Origin of the sequence: Novosphingobium sp. NDB2Meth1 (assembly GCF_900117425.1) — a bacterium.
In the GTDB taxonomy this organism is placed as follows: domain Bacteria; phylum Pseudomonadota; class Alphaproteobacteria; order Sphingomonadales; family Sphingomonadaceae; genus Novosphingobium.
On sequence record NZ_FPEH01000011.1, the window covers coordinates 345513 to 365114 of the forward strand.

The 19602-nt window shown below is 65.7% G+C and carries 14 protein-coding genes; 3 read left to right on the forward strand and 11 right to left on the reverse strand.

The annotated features are described in order from the left end of the window. Window positions 1-203 precede the first annotated feature (203 nt). Window positions 204-602: an MAPEG family protein gene (locus tag NDB2M1_RS01950; RefSeq protein ID WP_171955300.1), complete on the forward strand. Its 399-nt coding sequence runs from the start codon at window positions 204-206 to the stop codon at window positions 600-602. A 6-nt stretch (window positions 603-608) separates the two neighbouring features. Here the strand turns inward: NDB2M1_RS01950 and NDB2M1_RS01955 are convergent, their stop codons facing one another. The 3 genes from NDB2M1_RS01955 to NDB2M1_RS23380 all read right to left on the reverse strand — a co-directional run bounded on the left by NDB2M1_RS01955 (window position 609) and on the right by NDB2M1_RS23380 (window position 2488). Then, entirely contained in the window at window positions 609-1295 is a 687-nt protein-coding gene (locus NDB2M1_RS01955) for an MBL fold metallo-hydrolase (protein WP_072379096.1), read from the reverse strand. A 190-nt stretch (window positions 1296-1485) separates the two neighbouring features. Beyond that, on the reverse strand, window positions 1486-2151 hold the full coding sequence (locus tag NDB2M1_RS01960) for a S24 family peptidase (RefSeq protein WP_083554600.1): 666 nt from the start codon (window positions 2149-2151) through the stop codon (window positions 1486-1488). A 7-nt stretch (window positions 2152-2158) separates the two neighbouring features. Further along, window positions 2159-2488 (reverse strand): hypothetical protein, encoded by a 330-nt coding sequence (locus tag NDB2M1_RS23380; RefSeq protein WP_171955301.1) that lies wholly within the window; start codon window positions 2486-2488, stop codon window positions 2159-2161. Here NDB2M1_RS23380 and NDB2M1_RS01970 point away from each other — a divergent pair. After that, on the forward strand, window positions 2487-2879 hold the full coding sequence (locus NDB2M1_RS01970) for a hypothetical protein (protein WP_072379100.1): 393 nt from the start codon (window positions 2487-2489) through the stop codon (window positions 2877-2879). The two genes, NDB2M1_RS23380 and NDB2M1_RS01970, sit on opposite strands and share 2 nt — an antisense overlap. Before the next feature lie 135 nt (window positions 2880-3014). Here NDB2M1_RS01970 and NDB2M1_RS01975 read toward each other — a convergent pair whose 3' ends face one another. The 7 genes from NDB2M1_RS01975 to NDB2M1_RS02005 all read right to left on the reverse strand — a co-directional run bounded on the left by NDB2M1_RS01975 (window position 3015) and on the right by NDB2M1_RS02005 (window position 17342). After that, on the reverse strand, window positions 3015-7577 hold the full coding sequence (locus NDB2M1_RS01975) for an LVIVD repeat-containing protein (protein WP_072379102.1): 4563 nt from the start codon (window positions 7575-7577) through the stop codon (window positions 3015-3017). Beyond that, the gene (locus tag NDB2M1_RS01980; RefSeq protein ID WP_072379105.1) at window positions 7577-9487 is read right to left on the reverse strand and encodes a hypothetical protein; all 1911 of its coding nucleotides are present in this window, start codon (window positions 9485-9487) and stop codon (window positions 7577-7579) included. The genes NDB2M1_RS01975 and NDB2M1_RS01980 overlap by 1 nt, the downstream gene beginning before the upstream one ends. 26 nt (window positions 9488-9513) lie before the next feature. Beyond that, window positions 9514-11340, reverse strand: coding sequence for a heme-binding protein (locus NDB2M1_RS01985; RefSeq protein ID WP_253185763.1), 1827 nt, complete (start codon window positions 11338-11340; stop codon window positions 9514-9516). A 53-nt stretch (window positions 11341-11393) separates the two neighbouring features. Continuing rightward, window positions 11394-12740 (reverse strand): multiheme c-type cytochrome, encoded by a 1347-nt coding sequence (locus NDB2M1_RS01990; RefSeq protein ID WP_072379107.1) that lies wholly within the window; start codon window positions 12738-12740, stop codon window positions 11394-11396. Between the two features lie 282 nt (window positions 12741-13022). After that, on the reverse strand, window positions 13023-14459 hold the full coding sequence (locus NDB2M1_RS01995; RefSeq protein ID WP_171955302.1) for an aldehyde dehydrogenase family protein: 1437 nt from the start codon (window positions 14457-14459) through the stop codon (window positions 13023-13025). A gap of 134 nt (window positions 14460-14593) precedes the next feature. Continuing rightward, window positions 14594-16255 carry an acetolactate synthase large subunit gene (locus NDB2M1_RS02000; protein ID WP_072379111.1) on the reverse strand — a complete coding sequence of 554 codons (1662 nt, stop codon included), beginning with the start codon at window positions 16253-16255 and terminating at the stop codon, window positions 14594-14596. A gap of 148 nt (window positions 16256-16403) precedes the next feature. Further along, window positions 16404-17342: a D-2-hydroxyacid dehydrogenase gene (locus tag NDB2M1_RS02005; protein ID WP_072379113.1), complete on the reverse strand. Its 939-nt coding sequence runs from the start codon at window positions 17340-17342 to the stop codon at window positions 16404-16406. Window positions 17343-17456: 114 nt separating this feature from the next. On the opposite strand from NDB2M1_RS02005, the gene NDB2M1_RS02010 reads away from it, so the two are divergent. Further along, window positions 17457-18110, forward strand: coding sequence for a TonB-dependent receptor (locus NDB2M1_RS02010; protein ID WP_253185739.1), 654 nt, complete (start codon window positions 17457-17459; stop codon window positions 18108-18110). Window position 18111: 1 nt separating this feature from the next. Here NDB2M1_RS02010 and cysS read toward each other — a convergent pair whose 3' ends face one another. Further along, the gene (gene cysS / locus NDB2M1_RS02015; RefSeq protein ID WP_072379117.1) at window positions 18112-19560 is read right to left on the reverse strand and encodes a cysteine--tRNA ligase; all 1449 of its coding nucleotides are present in this window, start codon (window positions 19558-19560) and stop codon (window positions 18112-18114) included. Between the last annotated feature and the right edge of the window lie 42 nt (window positions 19561-19602).

Consider the following 19602-nt stretch of genomic DNA (forward strand, 5'->3'; position numbering starts at 1 on the left):
AGCGCGATAGGCAAAACCCGCCGGATGCACAACCCCCGTGCGGAAGCCCGATATGAGCGCCCCGACGGGAATACGGCAGCCAAGCTGGAGTCGCCAATCGCGGGCGAAGGCGCGCCTATACGGATTTCTGGATGCTTTGCAAGCGCGGGGGCGCTACGAGGGCTGCAGGGTGTGACAACAAAACCAATGGGGATAACCTGAATATGACACTGCCTATTACTTTGCCGATCACTTTGGGCGCGGTGGCGGCGGCCGCACTGATCAACATCTGGCTCTCGATCCGCTGCGGTCAGGCTCGCACGTCCGAGAAGGTCTCGGTCGGCGACGGCGGCAACGACAAGGTGATCCGCAGGATGCGGGCGCATGCCAACTTCAATGAAAACGCTCCGATCGTGCTGGTCCTGATCGCCGCGCTGGAATTTGCGCATCCCGGCAGCACCGCGCTGGCGGCAGTGGCCGGCGTGTTCATGGCGGGCCGCGTGGCGCACGGCATCGGCATGGACGGCGGCAGCTTCGGCATCGGCCGCATGATCGGCACGCTGATCACGCTCGTCACCCAGCTTGGCCTCGCCATCTGGGCGATCATGAGCGCGATGGCGTAACGATCCTCACTGCATCAGATTGTAATCGCTGACGAAGCTGTTGGTCTGACGTTCCCGGCCGAAGGTGCTGTTCGGCCCATGGCCGGGAACGAACATGATGTCGTTGCCGAGCGGCCAAAGCTTCTCGGTAATGGATGCAATCAATTCGGCGTGGTTGCCCATCGGGAAATCGGTGCGCCCGATAGAGCCCTGGAAGATCACATCGCCGACCACCGCAAAGCGCGACGGCTTGTGGACAAAGACGACATGTCCGGGGGTGTGGCCGGGGCAGTGGATCACGTCGAGTTCGACTTCGCCGACGGTTACCGTGTCGCCGTCGGTGAGCCAGCGGTCGGGTTCGAAGACTTCGCCGCGGATGCCCCAGCGCTTGCCGTCTTCATCGAGGCGCGAAATCCAGAAGCGGTCTGCCTCGTGCGGGCCTTCGATCGGCACGCCGAGTTCCTTGGCGAGCACGCCGGTGATCCCGCAGTGGTCGATATGGCCGTGGGTGACGAGCAGCTTCTCGATGGTGACGCCCGACTTTGCGATCGCCGCGCGCAGGCGCTCGATATCGCCGCCGGCGTCGATGAAGGCGCCACGCATGGTCCTGGTGCACCAGATCAGCGTGCAGTTCTGCTGCAGCGGGGTGACTGGGATGATGGCGGCCCTAAGAGACTGGGGGGCGAGCGGCTGTTGGGGCGCGGTTTCGGTCATGATGTTCTAGGTGGCGCGTGGAGGCGTGCAAGGCAACCCCTCCGTCACGCGCTTCGCGCGCGCCACCTCCCCATTTGTGCCCTTCGACAAGCTCAGGGCAAAAATGGGGAGGACCATTTTGATCCTCTCCATTTTCACGAAGTGCAAATCGGGAGGCGACCTGCCGCAGGCAGATCGAGGGGTAAAAATCCTAGACGCGCCCGCCTTTCCAGACGACACGGCCAATAATGGCGACTTCGGCGCGGGGTCGCTCCATGCGCGGGTAGGCAGGGTTGTCGCTGATCACGAGGAGTGTGCCGGCGGAACCTGGTTCGAGCCGCTTGACCAGCAGCACATCATCGAGCCGGATCACGTGAAGGCCGCTGCGCAAGGGGCGCGGCGAGCGGTCGACAAGGATCTCGTCGCCATCGCGCAGGGTCGGTTCCATCGAATCGCCCTCGACCTCGATCACGCTGAGCATGGCGGGTTCGAGCCCCTGCTGGCGGAGCCAGCGGCCGGAGAAGCGCAGGCGGTCGGTCGGCGCGGAATCCTGCGCCAAGGTGCCGGGTCCGGCGGAGGCGCCAAGCGGAAGACGCGGAATATCGGCCCAATCGGCGGCGCGGGCGGGCGTCCCTGCCCCAACGGTCAAGATCGTATCGCGCGGGGGGGCGCCGAGTTCGGCTTCGTCCACCCCGAAGAATTCGGCGAGCGTGCGGCGGTCGTTCTCCTCCAGCTTGCGGGGACTGCCCTTGCGCACGAATTGCTGGAGATAGGCGGCATTGCGCCCGAGCAGGCCTGACAGCGCGGAAAGGCTGACCCCTCGTTCCGCCGCCAGCGCGACGAGCCGCGCGCGGGTGGGATCGAGCGCCGAGTCCATAGGTTGTTCACCGTATTGTTGCGTCTCGAATCGGGAATTCATGGCCTTGCTCCATATTCGAAGGATTTTTCCTAGACCTGTAGGAATAATCCGTCAACACAAGAAAAATCTTATAACGACTCACCCCGCCATAATTTTTACCTTCGGAGGTCAGGCCATGCTGATACGCAAGATCGAGCGGTTCCTTTCGCAACACGCCATGCCGCGCACGAAGTTCGGCCGCCTTGCCGCGCATGATCCGCGCCTCGTCGACGATCTGCGCAATGGCCGCGAACCCCGTCCCGCAACGCAAGCACGCGTGGAACATTTCATGAACACATACCGGAGCGCCAGCCATGTGGCTTGATCTTTTTCTCCCCGCCTCCACCATCGAGCGCAAATCGGAAGCCGCTGGCACGCCTCATCCGCGCGTGCGGATCAGCCCCGGAGAGCGGCTGCTGCGCGCGGTGGTGGCGCTGGCCGGCCCGCACGCGGAGCTGATGCAGCACAGCGAGGCCCCCTGGGCGAGCGTGACTTTTGCCGGGACGCGCCACACCATCGTGCTGCACTTTCAGGGCTGGGAAGCCTGCGATGCCGCCGAGGAGCTGATGGCGGCGCTGCCCGAGCACGAGTTCACGATTCCCCGCACGCTGGTGGCCGATGCGGCGGTGGTGCGGCTGGAGCAGAGCCTGCTGCCGGAGCCCGAGATGACGATGGAACTGGCGCTGCTGCTGCTGGATGATGCGTGAGGGCCGTCAATCCTTCCACATGCCCGCTCACCCTGAGCCTGTCGAAGGGTGCCGGCGCGAGGTTTGCGGTTGGTGCTTCGACAAGCTCAGCACGAGCGGGTTTGGGGAATTGAAGGGGATTCGCCTTCCGCCCCCTCAGGGCCGCGCCGCCATCAGTTGCGGCGCGGTCCTGGCGCCCACCCATAGCGACATGTCCACCGCGTTGCTCACCTTGAACGGCTGGCCCGCCTTGTTGAGGAACAGTTCCTCCATTTCCTGCCGGTTGAACGGGCGCGAGCCGAGGCGGCCGAAGATCGCGATCTGGCCGCCGGTCTCGTCCACCCCGCGATCACGGTCGAGGCCCTTGGAGAGCGCAAGTGCCGGGCTTGGCGTGTGCGCCCAGGCGATGAGTTCGGGCTTGGGTTCGGGCGAGAAGCCGTAGAAATTGGGCTGGCTGGCGGGCGAGGTCAGCTGGAGCACTTTCACCCCGTTTATGCCGTCCGCCACGTAGGCGAACAGCGAGGCGTTGGTGGAGGCGACGATGACGTCTTCCGCATCGGTCAGTTGCCCGCCCGCGGTGAAGGCCTGATAGATCGACGGGCGTGTCGGCGCGGTGATGTCGACGATGACAAGGCCCTGCTTCTTGGCCGCGACATAGGCGTAAGTGCGGGCGAGATAGACGCGGCGCGCGTCTTCAAACGGAACGGTGGCGGAAGGCACTGGCTGGGGCTTGGCGAGGCTGGTCACGTCCATCAGTTCGAGGCCGTTCGCGGTCGTCACCCAGAGGTAGCGGAACTGCACGGCGGTGGCACGCGGATCGCGCAAGGGCACGACCGAGGTGATCTTCGGATCGAGACAGGTCTCGCCGCCCTTCTTGTCCGACACCTCGCAGGGCGCGGCAGGCGACCACGGCTTGGTCAGGTGCACCGTCACCAGCGCCTTGTCGGTGACGATATAGGCATAGTCCCCGGCAAGCGTGATATGCCGCGCGCCCTTCAGCACGCCGTCCGGATTGAAGGTGAGCGCGCGGTGGAAGAAGTTGTTGCGGAACTCGCCATCGGCCAGCGTATCAACATTGACCGCGATCAGGCCCTCCACCGCATCGGTGATGAAGGCGTAGTGATAGATCGGCGAGAACGGCTGCTCCTGATTGGCCTCGCGCATGTCGGGCGTGTTGCGGGTGGGCGCGATCGACTGGTTGGTCGGCAGCGCCATGCAGGTCGCGTTGGTCGTATCGATGTGCGTGTTGTGGCCGAGCGGCGAGAACGGCGCGGTCACGATGCGCTCGGAGAAGCCCTTGTCGCCGATGGCAGCGATATCATAGGCGCGGAAGCCGCCCTTCCCTTCGGCGACGTACATGTATTCGCCGCGCATCTGCAGGCAGCGCACCGCGTCCGAGGTGCCCTTCGTGATGTTGGTGAATTCCTCGCGGCCGGTGGTCTCGCCCGCCAGCTTCTTGTCGAAGATCGCCCCGCGGGTCCAGTTCTTGAGCTCGCGGCCGTTCTTCTCGACGTGCTGTCTGTAGAAATCGGGGTAGGCATAGCGGTGGAGATAGCTGCCGATGACCGCCTGCGGCTCGTCCCACTCGGTGACGCGCACCGCCTCGAACCCGCCATCGAGCCCGAACCACGCGTTCATGCCGACGAAGTTGACGTAGTTCGTGCCGAGCAGGAGCAGCTGCGCCATGATCGCGTTGTTGTCGTCATCCTTGCTGAGGTGGCAATCGGTGCACTGCTTGGTTTCCTTGGTGCGCACGGTGTGCGGGAAGTGCGGTGCAAAAGCCTGCGAGGAATAGCCCGCCGAGGAGATCGGCGGCTGCTGCACATAGATCCGCTCGCGGTTGATGTTGGTCGAGGAGAGGATCAGCGCGGAGGTCGAGCGGATGGGCGCGGTGATGGCCTTGCCGCTTATCGGATTGCCTGACGCATCGAACCGCACCGGATCGGAGCCCGACGACTTGTTACGCTGGTGCTTGCCGAGCTGGAACATGTCGTCGCGCGCGACCTGCGGGTTATAGGTCGCGTAGTTGCGGGTGTAGTCTTCCTCGTACTTGTGCGTGGCGGACTTCCAGTTGGCCTCGATGGGGAGGTGGCAGCCCGCGCACGACGTGGTCCACGACAAGTGGCAGGTGAAGCAGGCCATGTCGTCGTCGCCATGCGCACGCTCGGCGCGTGGCACGCCGAGGCCGAAGCGGAACATCCCGTCCTCCGCGCCCGACTTCGCCATGAGCTTGGCGCGCGCGGCCTTGGGATTGAACACCGGCTTGCCTGAGGGCTCGGTCACGCCCTGATACTGGGGATCGACCGATTCCTTCACGAGGCTGACGCGCCACCACAGCTTGGGATCGATGATCGAGCGCTGGATCAGGACGCGGCGGCCGTTTTCCATGCTCCATTCGAAGCGGCGCTGGCCATCGGCATTGCGCAACAGCGCGAGGTTCTCGCCCTTCTCCGGCGCGGCGAGGTTCGAGGTCATCAGCGTGGGGAAGGCATCGGGCGTGCCGTGGCAATCCTTGCAGCCGATCGAGACGGCATTGGCGACTTCGCCATAGATCAGCCCGTTGCCGTGGCTGTCCTGCGCGAAGTGGCAATCGGCACACTGCATGCCGAGCTGCGCGTGGATGTCCATCATGTGGACCGACTTGCCGGGATTGTCCGGCCCGACATCGACGAACTTGCCTTCGCCGTTCTTGCGCCACTTCTCGGGATCATCGGGCGAGACGATGTGCGCTTTGTCGGTGCCGTAGCTCGACATGTCGCCATCATCATCGAGCAGGTTGCCGCGCCGGTCGCGCTTGAGGATCGCGCGGAAGTTCCAGCCGTGGCCGTGGTAGTCGGCGAACTGGGTGTCCTTGTTGTCCTTGTTGAGATCGTAGACGTTGCGCAGGAATTCCACATCGCGCCAAAGGCCGTGCGTGCTCGCGCCCTCGGGGTTGCGATCGAGCACCTCGCGCTGCTCGGCCATGTTGGGGTGGAACTGCTTCTTGAACGCCTTTTCCCAGTCCGCATCGGTCACGCCGGGGGGCTTGGGCGCAGTGTTTTCCGGCCCGGGCCACATGCGCGGCGCATCGGACTCATAGTCCCACATCGTGTAGCCGAGGAACGAGTTCAGGAAGATGTTGGGCTGGTGCATGTGGCAGTTCATGCACTGCGCGGTGGGGATCGCGCGGGTGAAGGCGTGGACGAGCGGGTGGCCGCGTTCGCGGTCCTCCATGGCGACCGGACCGGCGGCGTGGCCCCCATTGGCATGACCAGCGTGGTCAAGGCCGGCAACGGCATGGGCCTGGGCCTGGCTCATGCGGTGCTCGTCCATCGTGCCGTGCGGCGCGGCGCCTTGTGCGGGCGAATAGACCAGCTGCTCGGCGCTGGCGATAGCACGGGCGCAATCGCCTTCGCGGTCGGACGATTCCTCGGGGTCGGTCGCATCGCCGCCCATGTATTTGCCGTGGCCGCCCAGCACGGTGCCGCGCACGCGGTCATGATGCTCGGCATTGGCTGCGTTGTAGGAGCCATAGCCGCCGCTGCGGTGTTCGCCTTCGCGCAGGGAGTTGATCGTCGGGTCCGCCGTGATCGTCTGCCCGTCGCGCCCGCATTTGGCGTAGTTCAGGCTGTGGCGCGGCTCGCGGTCGTTGGCGTAGATCACGTGGCACGAAGCGCAGCCCGAGGAGCGGTAGTCGCCCGGCTGGTCGTTGGTGCCCATCTGGAACAGGAACGGATCGTTGAGGCGCGTCTTGTGGATGTTGAGCACCGGGATCGCGACGCGCAGGCCGGTGGCGGGGCCGCGGTTGGACTGCTTGAGATCGGGACGGCCCGGCTCCTCCAGCCGCTGGATCGAGCCGGTCGAGTTGGGCAGGCCGATTTCCGGGAATTGCGGGTTGATCGTGCGGCCGCCATCCTCGAATACGCGGAAGATGTCGCCCGGCGGGATCGTGTGCCACTTGGGCAGCGGATAGAGGATCGGCAGTGCGCCGCGCGCTTTCTCCGCCGGTGTCACCGTGCCCCACATCGGCTTGCCATCGGCGCCGATCTGCTTCGAGGCCGACTTGAGCAGCGCCGGTTCGCCTTGCCGCGTGAAGCTCTCGCCGAACAGGTAGTTCTTGAAGGGCACGATGCCGTTGTTGTAGGCGGCCCCGCCCCACAGCATCGCGCCCGTCGCCATCAGCGAGCGCTCCGAGGCTTCGATGATCGACATGTGGCAGGCGCCGCAGGAATCGCGCGCGACGCGGTAGTCCGAGGGGTTCACGAAGCGGATGAATTCGGGGCTTTCCTTGGCGAGCAGCGCGTAGGAGCGCTTGGGATTGGCCGAGCTGGGCCAGCTCCACGCGACCGGATATTTCGGCAGGACATGCGCGTCCTTCATCGCCGCGACATAGTCCATCGAGCCCTTCGGCCAGCGGTGGTCTGCCATGATGCGGGTGTTGCCGCCGTGGCAATCGGCGCAGGAGAGCACGACCGCCGGGCTCGCGTGCATCGTGCGGTGGTCGCTCCTGGTGTGGCAGCTGACGCAGCCTGCATTCTGCTTGTCGACGTAGGCCCATTGCTCGGCCGCCGTGTCGCCCGGCTGGCCGCGCGGCGCGGGCGGAGCGCGGGTGTAGGTGATCTTTTGTGCCACTTCCTCGCCCGAAGCCCAGAGCGCGGTCGGCACGCCCAGCGCGCCGATGAGCAGCGCCAGCCAGATCAGGAGGGTCTTGCGCCTCGCGGAATGCATCGTCTTGCCCATCAGAAAGCCAGCGTCAGGTTGGCGAGGACGGAGTAGAACTGCTTGCCGTGGCCGCGCTGGTCGAACAGGTCACGGAAGCCCTTGCCTGCCTCCAGCACCGCGCCCGACAGGCGGAACACCACGTTCTGCGCCGCTTTCGGACGCCACGTCGTCGCCATCGAGAGGTCCCAGCCGATCGACTTGGGGATAGAGCCTTCGTTGCGCAGTTCCTGCAGCACGGCGGTGTTGGCGAACCACAAATGGTTGGCATTGGCAGTGAGGCGGAAGTTGGGCGTCAGATCGAAATCGGCCCCGAACCCGGCCAGCGCGGTGCCCGGGTTGAGGAAGTTCGACTGCCCCTGTTCCTTGGAGGAGCGCAGCGAATTGAGGATGCCGTTGCGCCCGTTGACGCCGATCACGCGCCCGCCGCCGGCGAACGGGATCGACTGGCGGATCCAGTAGGACGTATCGGCCCCGGCGAACTGCGGGTTCTCGAAGATCGCGTCGAAGCCGGTTTCGGTATTGTCGTAGGGATCGCTGTCGCCGGTGGCGTAGAGCGCGGAGGCCCGGAAACGGGCCCAGTTGCGATCATAGCTCAGCTCTGCCGCGCCGAAGAAGGACTGGATGCGGGCGGGCTCGCCGGTGAGGAAGTTGTTCCGGTCCTTGCCGAAGGCGCCGTAGAACTGTCCGGTCAGGTTGAGGCGGCCGATATGCCCGTCGACGCCATAGCCCACGTAGAACACGCGGTACTGGCGTGGCCGCAGATCGCCGAGCAGCGCCGGGCGGACCGGGAAGCCGTTGGCATCCGAGAACAGCCGGGTCTCGCGGTTGACGTTGTAAGTCAGCGAGAGCTGGCTGGTCAGGCCAACGACGGGGAAATCCTGCCGGTAGACGTTGGCGGCAAAGACCCAGTCCTTGCGCAGCGGCGCGGTGACATCGTTGAGCCCGGAATTGGTATCCTTCTCGATCCGCCAGAAATAGGCGAGATTGAACTGCAGCCGGTTGTTGTCGCGGTTGCCGAAGAGGCGCACGCCGAGCTGGTTGTCGTTGAACAGGAAGCCGCGGAAGTCCGCCTGGAACGGCTGGATGCCCACGCGCAGCGAGACGAAGTCGAACCGCTTCGTATCGAACGCGCCGAGGTGGTAGTCGATGAAGGCTTCCTGCAGGCCGACGAACCCGTCGGTGCGCTTGGTGCCCTTGGACGGCTCGACAAAGAGCACGCGGCGTTCAGGCACTTCGACGTGGTTGATATTGCCCGCGATGGCGACGCGGTATTCGACGACCGGCGGCTTGAACGCGGTCTCGCCCTTGAGCAGCGAGAACCCGGCGATGAAAGTCTGCGAGAGGACGAGGCTGTTGCTGCGGCCGAAGGTGTCGTTGGAATCGGGATCGGTCGTCGTCTGGTTGCCCACCGGGATCGGGAAGCTGCGCGGTTCGACCACCGTATCCGACACGGCATTGGCGATGAAGTACCAGTCGTCGCCCTTCAGGAAGCCCGGCTTCTTGCCGGCGGCGAGCGGGCGGTCGCCCTTCAAGGTGTTGTGGTGGAACGGATCGCGCTGCGAGTGGCAGGCCGAACGGAAGCGTGAGGCCAGCAGCCTGCCGAAAGTATCAGCGCCCTTGGCAGCCGGGCAGAGCGAGGAGACAATGCGCCAGCGATCGGGCAAGCCGGTATCGAGCACGAGATCGGAGGGCGAGCCTTCCCCATCCCACTTGTCGTAGAAGGCCTCGGGCGGCGGAGCATTCACCGCGCCGGGATTGTCCTGCTCGACTTTGTCCGGCAGCGTCTTCTGGTAGCCCGGGCGGCGGCGGCCATCGATGAGCGCACCGTCTGCCGTTGTCGGATCAACTGTCGGCGCAGGTTCCGGTGCCGCTGTGGTGGGTGCAGGCGGCGCAGCCTCCCCCGCTGCCGGGGCGGCGAGGGCAAGCATGGGTGCAACGAGGGACGCGAAAAAGCTCACAGGCCCTCGCAGACATTCTGGATCGAGGTATCGAGGAACGGCGCGAACGGGCAGCTCACATAGCGCAGCCGCACACCGGCGCCGACTTTCACCACGATGCGGTCCGAACGGATGGCCTTGGGGGCATTGCCGATCCCGCCGACCCGAAGGCCGCCATTGTTGAGGCCGAGGAAACTGATCATGTCGTCCTGATCGATGCCGTCACCCGAAACACCGATGGCCCCCACCAGCGTGTTGCCACGGTAGATCGGCACGGAGCCCGGAAAGATCTGGATGCCATTGGCAAGGCGCTGCTGGCCGCTCGGCGCGAGGGGGATGTTGGTGCAGCGGTTCGCGCCCAGCGTCCGCGCGATCAGCGCGGTCTGGAGGCCGGTGGCAAACGGGCTGAACCGGGTGATAGGCACCGAGAGCGGGCCATTGGGGCGGCCTACCTCCCCATCGGGGAAATAAGGACGCGCCAGATTGCCGATCGCCCGATCCGCAAAGGCCGTCTTGCCGGTGAGTGCGGCGGGATCGGCCAGAAACGAGCGCATGGCGGCAACCGTCGGTGCCACGCCCGGATCAGGATTCGCGAACAGCAGTTCGCCCGCCCGGCGATTGGAGAAGAACGCCGCCGTCCGCGCCTTCTGGAGCGAAACATCAGTGCCGAAGATCGGCGCATCGGGGCTGCGCACCAGCCCCAGCGGCGTGCCCCAGCTGTCGACGACCGAGATCGTCACCTGCGCCGGACTGTTGAGCGGGCGGCGGATCTGCGCGCGCGCGCGGCTCATGATCTTGAAGGCTTCTTCGAGCACCGCGCGCACTTCGGCGGGCTTGAGCGCCGTGCCCACTTCGGCAGCATCAGCCCCGCCCCGGATCGGGTAGCGGTTGGCGCCCTTGCCGTCGCTGAGCACGAAGGCTTCGGGGTTGCTGAAATCGGCCGCCGTCGCGAAGCGCACCCCGCTGCGCTCGGTGCCATAAGCGACGCCGGGAAGGATGGAACTGCCGGCGTAGTATCCCGCAACCGGGATCAGCGCGCCTGCAGCGGAGCCCAGCGCGGCAAAGCTGGACTGGAGCGGGTGAAGCTTGCTGGCGGTCGCGTCGGAGAAGCGCAGTGTCGTCCCGTCGACAGGAATGCGATCAGCGCGGATCGTGAGCAGCGGAGAGAAGCCCTGCAGCGCGGCGAAGGCGATGAGCTCGTCAAGGTCGTTGTCGAAATCGAGCACATTGGGATCGAAGCCGTAGACTCCGTCCGCCAGCACACCGACCCCGCCGACCACCACGCCGTTCTTGTAGAGCGGGAAGCCGCCCGGGTCTGCGGCCAGCCCCAGCGGCGAGCGCTTTGGCCCGATCATCGCATCGACCGGCACTGCGGAACCGGGAAAACGCGTGTTGAGATCGGAGCACGGCAGCTGGCTGAACTGCACCCCGAACAGCGGCCCGCTTTCCAGCCCCGGCGTGCTCGGCGCGGGCGGGAAATGCTGCTGGACGATCATGCTGGCGGTGCGGGTGGAGAAAGCATTGCCGCCGGAGGAGAGGTAGGCCCCGGTAATGGCCTTGGCGATCGCGCCCAGCTCGGAGGGGAACACGTTGGCGGGGAGCTGGGTCGGCGCGTTGATGCGCATCGTCGTGCCCGCGCCGGTCATGCGGTAGACGGCGAGCACGTTGCCCACGCGGTCGACCACGGCGATGGTCGCCTTGGCGCCGCGCGCCTTCGCCTCACCCGCGGCCTGCGCGATGATGCGCTGAACATCCGCGACCGTCAGCGCCTCGAGCGCGGGCGCCCGGTAGACGGCTGCACTGGCGGTGGTCGCGGCCAGGGGTGCAAAGCCCGACAGCACCATGCCGACAAGGGCGAGCGAGGCAGCAAATTGCCCGCACAGCTTGCGAAAGCCCATCAGCGAAGACTCCGGATAGAACGGACGGCACCGCCCAGCGCGCGGCGGAAGGCGATCGGCTGGAACCCATTGGGATCGCGCACCGCGGCATAGGCCTGGTTGATCTGGATGCGCAGGTTGCCCGCGCTGCCCGAGGTGACCATCCCGGCGTTGACCATGCCATTGAGCAAGGTGTCGAGCGCCATGACCGACTGGACCGAGCCCTCGTAGTCGGTGAAGCGCTCGGAAATCGCGTCGCTGGCGATGGTATCGATCACGGTGAACGCCTGATCGCGACTGAACGCGGTGCCCGCAAAGCGCGCGGACAGCGCCTCGGCGGATTGGCGCAGCGCCTGCGCGGCGGCCACGGTTTCGCTGCGGCCCACGCCCATCGCGCGGTGGAAAGCCTTGCTGCGCGCGTCGAACGTGGCGGCTTCACCCGGCGCGACGACGCGGGCGGCGGCCAGCAGCAGGATCATGTTCTCGTCGTTCCAGGGCGGCATGCCCGCATGGATCGGTCGGCCCGGATTGGGCACCGCGCTGACATTCGCCTCGTCGCTGTCGTAGATCCGGCGGTGGCACGAATGGCAATCGTAGAACGTGAACTCGGGGAACACGCCGTCGTTCGCCTTGGCCGGCTGCATGTAGAGCGAGAGCCCGCGCGAGACCGCCTCGGCCTGCCCGATCGCCCACATCTGCATCGAATTGGTCTTGTGGCCCTTGCGCGTGACGTAATCGGCGTCCTCGTCGTGGTGCTGCTGCAAGGTGCTGAACAGATCCATCTCGAACGCAATGCGCGGATGGCCCGCCGCCATGATGCGATGCGCGATGAACTGGCCCTGCCCGTCGCCCGAGAGGTGGCAATCGAGGCAGACCCCGGCACGGACGCGCGGGATCGTAAGGTCGGTCATGCCCTGCGCCACGCTGCGGGCGTGGCTGGTGCCGACGGTGTAGTGCGTGGCGAGCCAGCCGCCGCTCGGGCCTGCGCCAGCATTGCCGTGGCAGGCCTCGCAATCGACGCCGTCCGCCAGCTTCTCGGCACCCTTGGAAGCATGACATCCGGCGCATTCGCGGACCAGACCTGCACTGTCGAGCCCGAGGCGGCGGGCAATGGCCTGGCCGCGCGGCTCACCGATCACCCGCCAGGCGCGGCTGTGTGCGCCGGTGGGGGAGCTTTCCTCCTGCCAGCGCAGCAGCTCGTCCTGCCGGATCGGTGTGCCGCTGGCGACGCTGCGGCCGTGGCAGGTCGAACCGGCGCAACTGGCGACCCCCATGTGCGCGCGGCGAACCTCGCTGGCATCGGCGGATTGGGCAGAAAGCGGCGTCGGGTGCAGCGCCAGCGCTGTGCCAAGTGCGAGCAGCGCCATGGCCAGACACGCAAGGCCTGCCAGAAGCGGAGTCCCTGCTCCATCGCGAAGGGCAGCCCCGAGCGGCCGCGCCAGTGTCGATATGCCCCGCATTGCCCCTCGTTCCCTACGTCCGGCGCAGAGTGCGGAGGAACCATTCCGGCCCTCACCGCGCGCAGGACGAGACCTAACAGGGCGACCCTTAAAGCATTGGTTACGCCAGACGACACACCCCGTTCAAGCGCGTATTCGTATCAAGCTGCTCGATTCATCGCAGCCCGGAGTTCCATCCAGATCGGTGCGTCAAACCCGCCGGATGACGAGATTGCGGATCTCGCTCATGTCCTCCATCGCGAAGCGCACGCCTTCACGGCCAAGGCCGGAGTCCTTGACCCCGCCATAGGGCATGTTGTCGACCCGGTAGCTGGAGACGTCGTTGACGACCACGCCGCCGACCTCGAGGTGATCCCAGGCTTCAAGCACCTTGTGAATATCACGCGTGAAGATACCGGCCTGCAAGCCGAATTTGCTGTCATTGACCTCTTCGAGCGCCTCGTTCCAGTCGCTGAACCTCGAGAGGATGACGACCGGACCGAACGCTTCCTCGGTGTAGACGTCCATGTCGCGGCTGCAGCCTTCGAGCAGGGTCGCCTCAAGCATCGCGCCCGCGCAGCCGCCGCCGGCGAGCAGGGTGGCGCCGCCGGCCACTGCCGCGTCGATCCAGCCCTTGAGGCGCTGCGCTTCCTTGGCCGAGATCATCGGGCCGATGAAGGTATCGCGTGCCTTGGGATCGCCGGAGATCAGCGTTTTCACCTTGGCTGCCAGCATGTTGCGGAAGGTATCGTAGATGCTTTCGTGGATGATCACGCGCTGCACATGGATGCACGACTGGCCCGACTGGTAATACCCGCCAAATACGATGCGCGCGAGCGCGTGGTCGAGATCGGCATCGGCGTCGACGATCACCGCCGCGTTGCCGCCGAGCTCCAGCACGACCTTCTTCTTGCCCGCCTTGGCCTTGAGATCCCAGCCCACGCCCGGCGAGCCGGTGAACGACAGCAGCTTCAGCCGCTCGTCGGTGGTGAACAGATCGGCCCCGGCGCGGCTGGCCGGCAGGATCGAGAAGGCGCCCTCGGGGAGGACATCGCATTCCGCCAGCACTTCGCCCATGATGATCGCGCCCAATGGCGTCAGGCTCGCGGGCTTCATCACGAACGGGCAGCCGACCGCGATGGCCGGGGCGATCTTGTGCGCGGCGAGGTTCAAGGGGAAGTTGAACGGCGAGATGAAGCTGCACGGCCCGATCGGAACGCGCTTCCACATCCCCATGTAACCCTTTGCGCGCGCCGAGATATCGAGCGGCTGGACTTCACCGTAGTTGCGCGTCGCTTCTTCGCTGGCGATGCGGAAGGTATCGATCAGGCGGGTGACCTCACCCTCCGCGTCGGCGATCGGCTTGCCCGCCTCGACGCAGAGCGCATAGGCGAGTTCGTCGAACCGCTCGATGAAGCGGCGCACGCAGTGGGCGAGCACATCGCGCTTCTCGTAGCTTGCCAGCCGCGCCATCGGTTCGGCGGCGCGGACGGCGCCGGCAATCGCCTCGTCGATCACGTCCGGCGTCGCCAGCGCGGTGCGGAAGGCGACCTCGCCGGTGAACTTGTCGGTCACGACAAGATCGGTGTTGGGCTGCACCGCCTTGTTGTTGAGATAGAGCGGGTAGACGTCTTTGAGTTGAACCATGGTCAGCCTCTGGTGGGGGCAAGCCCGCCCCTCGGTTCGTCATTGCGAGCGGAGCGAAGCAATCCAGAGCGGATGCGCGCTTCGGCTCTGGATTGCTTCGTCGCTGCGCTCCTCGCAATGACGAAAGGGTATGCCTAGAGCGCCTTCGAGAGGTCCTTGATGTCCTTGTTCAGGATCTGGTCGTTCTCCGAATAATCGACCGGGCAATCGATCAGGTGCACCCCCGGGGTATCACGGCAATGCGCGAGGAGTTCCTTGAGGTGCGCCGAACTTTCGACGCGGTGGCCATGCGCGCCGTAGCTTTCAGCGTATTTCACGAAGTCCGGGTTGCCATAGGTCAGGCCGAAGTCGGCGAAGCCCATGTTGGCCTGCTTCCAGCGGATCATGCCATAGCTGCTGTCGTTGAGGATCAGCACGGTGAGATTGAGGCCGAGGCGCACCGCGGTTTCCATCTCCTGGCTGTTCATCATGAACCCGCCGTCGCCGCAGATCGCCATGACCTTGCGCTCGGGGTAGAGCATCGCGCTCATCATCGCAGAAGGCAGCCCCGCTCCCATCGTCGCGAGCGCATTGTCGAGCAGCACGGTATTGGGCCGGTAGGCGGTGTAGCCGCGTGCGAACCAGATCTTGTAGACGCCGTTGTCGAGGCAGATGATCCCGTCGTCCGGCATCGCATCGCGGATTTGCTGCACGAGGTGCGGCGGGAAGATCGGGAAGCGCGCGTCGGCCGCGAGCGGCGCGGTGTGGGCGACTTCGGCGGCGCGATATTCGAGCATCTTGCCGCAGGTCCAGCTGCCGTTGGGGACGATGTCCTCCTTCATCTGCCAGATCGCGTTGGCGATATCGCCGATCACCTCGATATGCGGGAAATAGACCGGATCGACTTCGGCGGTCTTGGACGAGACGTGGATCACCGTCGGTCCGCCATCGCGCATGAAGAACGGCGGTTTTTCAATCACATCGTGGCCGATGTTGACAATACAGTCGGAGTCCTCGATCGCGCGGTGGACGAAATCTCCGGCGGACAGCGCGGCGCAGCCGAGGAACTTGGGGTGCCGCTCGTCGATCACGCCCTTGCCGAGCTGGGTGGTGAGGAAGGGAATGCCCGTCTTCTCGACGAACTGAAGCAGCATGCGCCCGGTCATCGTGCGATTGGCGCCCGCGCCGATCACCAGCAACGGCGCCTTGGCCTTTTCCAGCGCGTTGACCGCCTGGCGCACCGACTTGGGATCGGCGCTGGGGCGGCGGACCTGGCTGCGCTTGAGGGGGCGCGAATCGGTGTGCTCGTCGGCGATGTCCTCGGGCAGCTCGATGTGCGTGGCGCCCGGCTTCTCTTCCTCGGCCAGGCGATAGGCCTCGCGCACGCGGCTCGGGATGTTGTCCGAGCTTGCCATCTGGTGGGTGAACTTGGTGATCGGCCCCATCATCGAGACGACATCGAGGATCTGGAAGCGGCCCTGCTTCGATTTCTTGATCGGCTTCTGGCCGGTGATCATCAGCATCGGCATGCCGCCGAGCGTGGCATAGGCCGCCGCGGTCACGAAATTGGTCGCGCCCGGCCCCAAGGTGGCGATGCAGACGCCGGTCTTGCCGGTATGGCGGCCATAAGTCGCGGCCATGAAGCCCGCGCCCTGCTCGTGCCGGGTGAGCACGAGCTTGATCTTCTTCGAGCGCGAGAGCGAATCGAGGAAATCGAGATTCTCTTCCCCGGGCACGCCGAAGATATATTCGCAGCCTTCCTCCTCGAGGCATTCGATGAACAGGTCAGAGGCTTTCTTACCGGAACCTTCGGTCATGTGTGTTCGCTCCCCACGGGGAGCGCGCGCCTCGCTGCTCCCTCATCCCAATACGGTCGCGACCAACTGGCGGTTACAGCCTGTGCGCTGCCGCCCTGCCCCTAGGGGTAACAAAGCCGTGCGCGGGAGTCACGCCCCGCGCGAAGGGTCAGTAGCCGAGCGCGAGATCGACCTGATGGGTGAGCGGCTCGCCGCGCCGGAAGCGCTCGAGATTGCCGAGGAAGCGCTCCACCGCGCGCTTGAACATCTTGCCCTGCGCGCGGCCCGAGAGGTGCATGGTAATGTGGACATTGGGCATGGCCCAGAGCGGGTGATCCGCCGGCAGCGGCTCGGGCGTGGTGACGTCAAGGAAAGCGCCGCCCAGCTTCTGCGCGGTGAGCGCCGCGACCAGCGCCTCCTGGTCGACCACGCTGCCGCGCGCGACGTTGACCAGCACCGCCGAGGGCTTCATCGCCGCGAGCTCGGCCGCGCCGATCATGCCTTCGGTCTCCGCCGTGCCCGGCACCGCGAGGATCACCCAGTCGAACTCAGCGAGCCGCGCGCGCCACTGGTCGGGGAGCAGCGTGCCCTCCCCTGCCGAGCGGCGCACTTTGGTCACCTCGACGCCGAAGCCCGTGAGAGCCCGGTCGACGCGCTGGCCGATTTCGCCATAGCCGAGGATCAGCGCCTTGCTGTCCGCCAGCTCCAGCTTGCCGGGCGAATCGGTCAGCCACTCGTGCCGATCCTGTGCGCGCACCACCTCGCGGTAGCCCTTGGCGACGGTGAGCATGCCCATCACGACATATTCGGCGATGGTGATGGCGTTGATCCCCGCGCCGTTGGTCATGACGACGCCGCGCTCGGCCATCAGCGACAGAGGCAGGCCGTCGACCCCGGCATAGATGCTGGTGAGCCACTTGAGCTTGGTGGCCAGCTTGACCGCCTCGGCCATCGGCGCCGTGTCTTCAAGGTCGAACCAGCCGATCTCGGCCTCGGGCGCCATTTCCATCAGTTCGGCGGTATGGCGGAAGAAGCGCGGCTCGATCCAGTCCGGCAAGTGCGGCTGCACCAGCGGCGCGGCGAGCGCGTTCATCACAAGGACCGTCATTGACAAGGCTCTCCCGCACTGTTTCGTTCAAGCGGGATAGCGGAGAGAGGCATGCCAATGAAACGGATTTTCTTGTCAGTTTGCCTCGCCTGCGCGGGGTGGCCGGCAGCTGCGATGGCTGAGGACGATGGCATGGCGGAAGTCATCGTGACGGCGACGCGCCGCGATTCCGATGGCTTCGACGAACGGGTGCCGGCTGTCGGGCTCAAGCGCATTGCTGATTTCGCGGTGCAGGAAGTCTCGATCACCGGCGATACGCGCGATGCGGGCAAGCGTATCGCCGAGGTCTATCAGATGATCGAAAATGCGATCCGCCTCGCGCCGAAGCATGGCGTCCAGCTGGCCTATGGGCAGCGCACGGTCGAGCCCTTGACCTTGCAGAACTACAAGACCCTCGCGTTGTCAGGAGCGGGCCGTCCCGATACCTCACGCGCCGTGTTCCTGATCAAGGTGCCGCTGGGCGGGACGATGTCCGGAGTGGTCGCCGAGAAGAAAATTGCCGAATTCATCAAGGCAGTGGAGCCGGTGGGGCGCGCGGAATTCGGCAGCGCCGATGACCTGACGCTCTCGGTCGTGGCGCCGGACCAGTACCGCGGCGCCGTGGCGGATGCGATTGCCGCCGATGCGCGCACAATGGCGGCCAAACTCGGCCCCGACTACGGGGTAGAAATCGAAGGCCTCAACCGTCCGGTCGAATGGACCCGTGCGAGCCTCTCCGAGGTCCTGCTCTACATTCCCTACAAGCTGGTGGTGGTGCCCAAGCGTTAGGTCACCCCAGCTTCCACTCCCAGCCGAGCGGATCGCCGTCCATCACCTCGACGCCCTTTGCTGCGAGTTCGTCGCGCAGGGCATCGGAGCGGGCGAAGTCCTTGGCGGCGCGGGCTTCCTTGCGGGCGGCGAGGGTGGCTTCGATTTCGGTTTCGGTGATCTCGGCGGACTTGGGGCGGAGGCGGAGGTCGGCGCGGGTGAGGTTGAGGAGGTCGAGGCCGAGAACGGCGTCCATGGCGGCAAGCGTCGCCAGCTTCTCCGCCGGATCGACCTTCTTGAGTGCCGCGACGTCTTCGAGCACCGTCAGCGCGACAGACGTGTTGAGGTCGTCCGAAACTGCCGCATCAAAGCGTTCGAGGAACGGCTGGAAGCGAGGGCCAGGCGCAGCGGGTGCAGTCTGCTCGGCGCGCGTCTTGAGCTGCTCGACCGCCATCACCAGCCGCTTCAACCGCGTGAGCGCCGCTCCCAGCCCTTCCCAGCTGAACTCCAGCTCGCTGCGGTAATGCGCCTGCAGGCAGAGCAGCCGGTAGGCGAGCGGGTGATAGCCCTTGTCGATGAGGAGCTGGAGCCGCAGGAACTCGCCCGACGACTTCGACATCTTGCCGCTGCGCTCGACGAGGAAGTTGTTGTGCATCCACACCTTGGCGCCCGAATTGGCCGCGTCGTCGAGGCCATTCGTGCAGCAATGCGCCTGGTTCTGGGCGATCTCGTTGGGGTGGTGGATTTCGCGGTGGTCGATGCCGCCGGTGTGGATGTCGAACGGAAAGCCCAGCACCGCGCCCGACATGACCGAGCATTCAAGGTGCCAGCCCGGCGCGCCCTTGCCCCAGGGCGAATCCCATTCCATCTGGCGTGTCTCGCCCGGCGGGGTCTTGCGCCAGATCGCGAAGTCGGCGGCATTGCGCTTGCCTTCCACCGCTTCGATCCGGCCCTCTCCGTCCTCGGTCTGGGCACGGGCGAGACGGCCGTAGTCGGCGACAGTCGAGACGTCGAAATAGAGCCCGCTGTCGAGTTCGTAGCAGTGCTTCCCAGCGATGCCCTTCGCAAAGTCGATCATCTGCGGAACGTAGTCGGTCGCCACCGTCCACTGCGCCGGCTGACGGATGTTGAGCGCGCGGACATCGGCCCAGTAGGCCTGCTTGTAGTGCTCGGCGATGTCCCAGATCGACTGCTTCTGGGCGGCGGCCATCCGCTCCATCTTGTCCTCGCCCTCATCCGCGTCGTCGGTCAGGTGACCGACATCGGTGATGTTGATGACGTGGGTGAGCTTGTAGCCCTTGAAGCTCAGCGCCCGCCCCAGCACGTCGGCAAAGACATAGGCGCGCATGTTGCCGATGTGCGGATAATTGTAGACCGTCGGCCCGCAGGTATAGACGCGCGCTTCCCCTTCATGGACGGGTACGAAGGGCTCGGCGCGGCGGGTCAGGCTGTTGAACAGGGTCAGTTCCATGCCTCGCGCTCTGCCAGCCCGCGCGCCTGCCGGTCAAGCGCG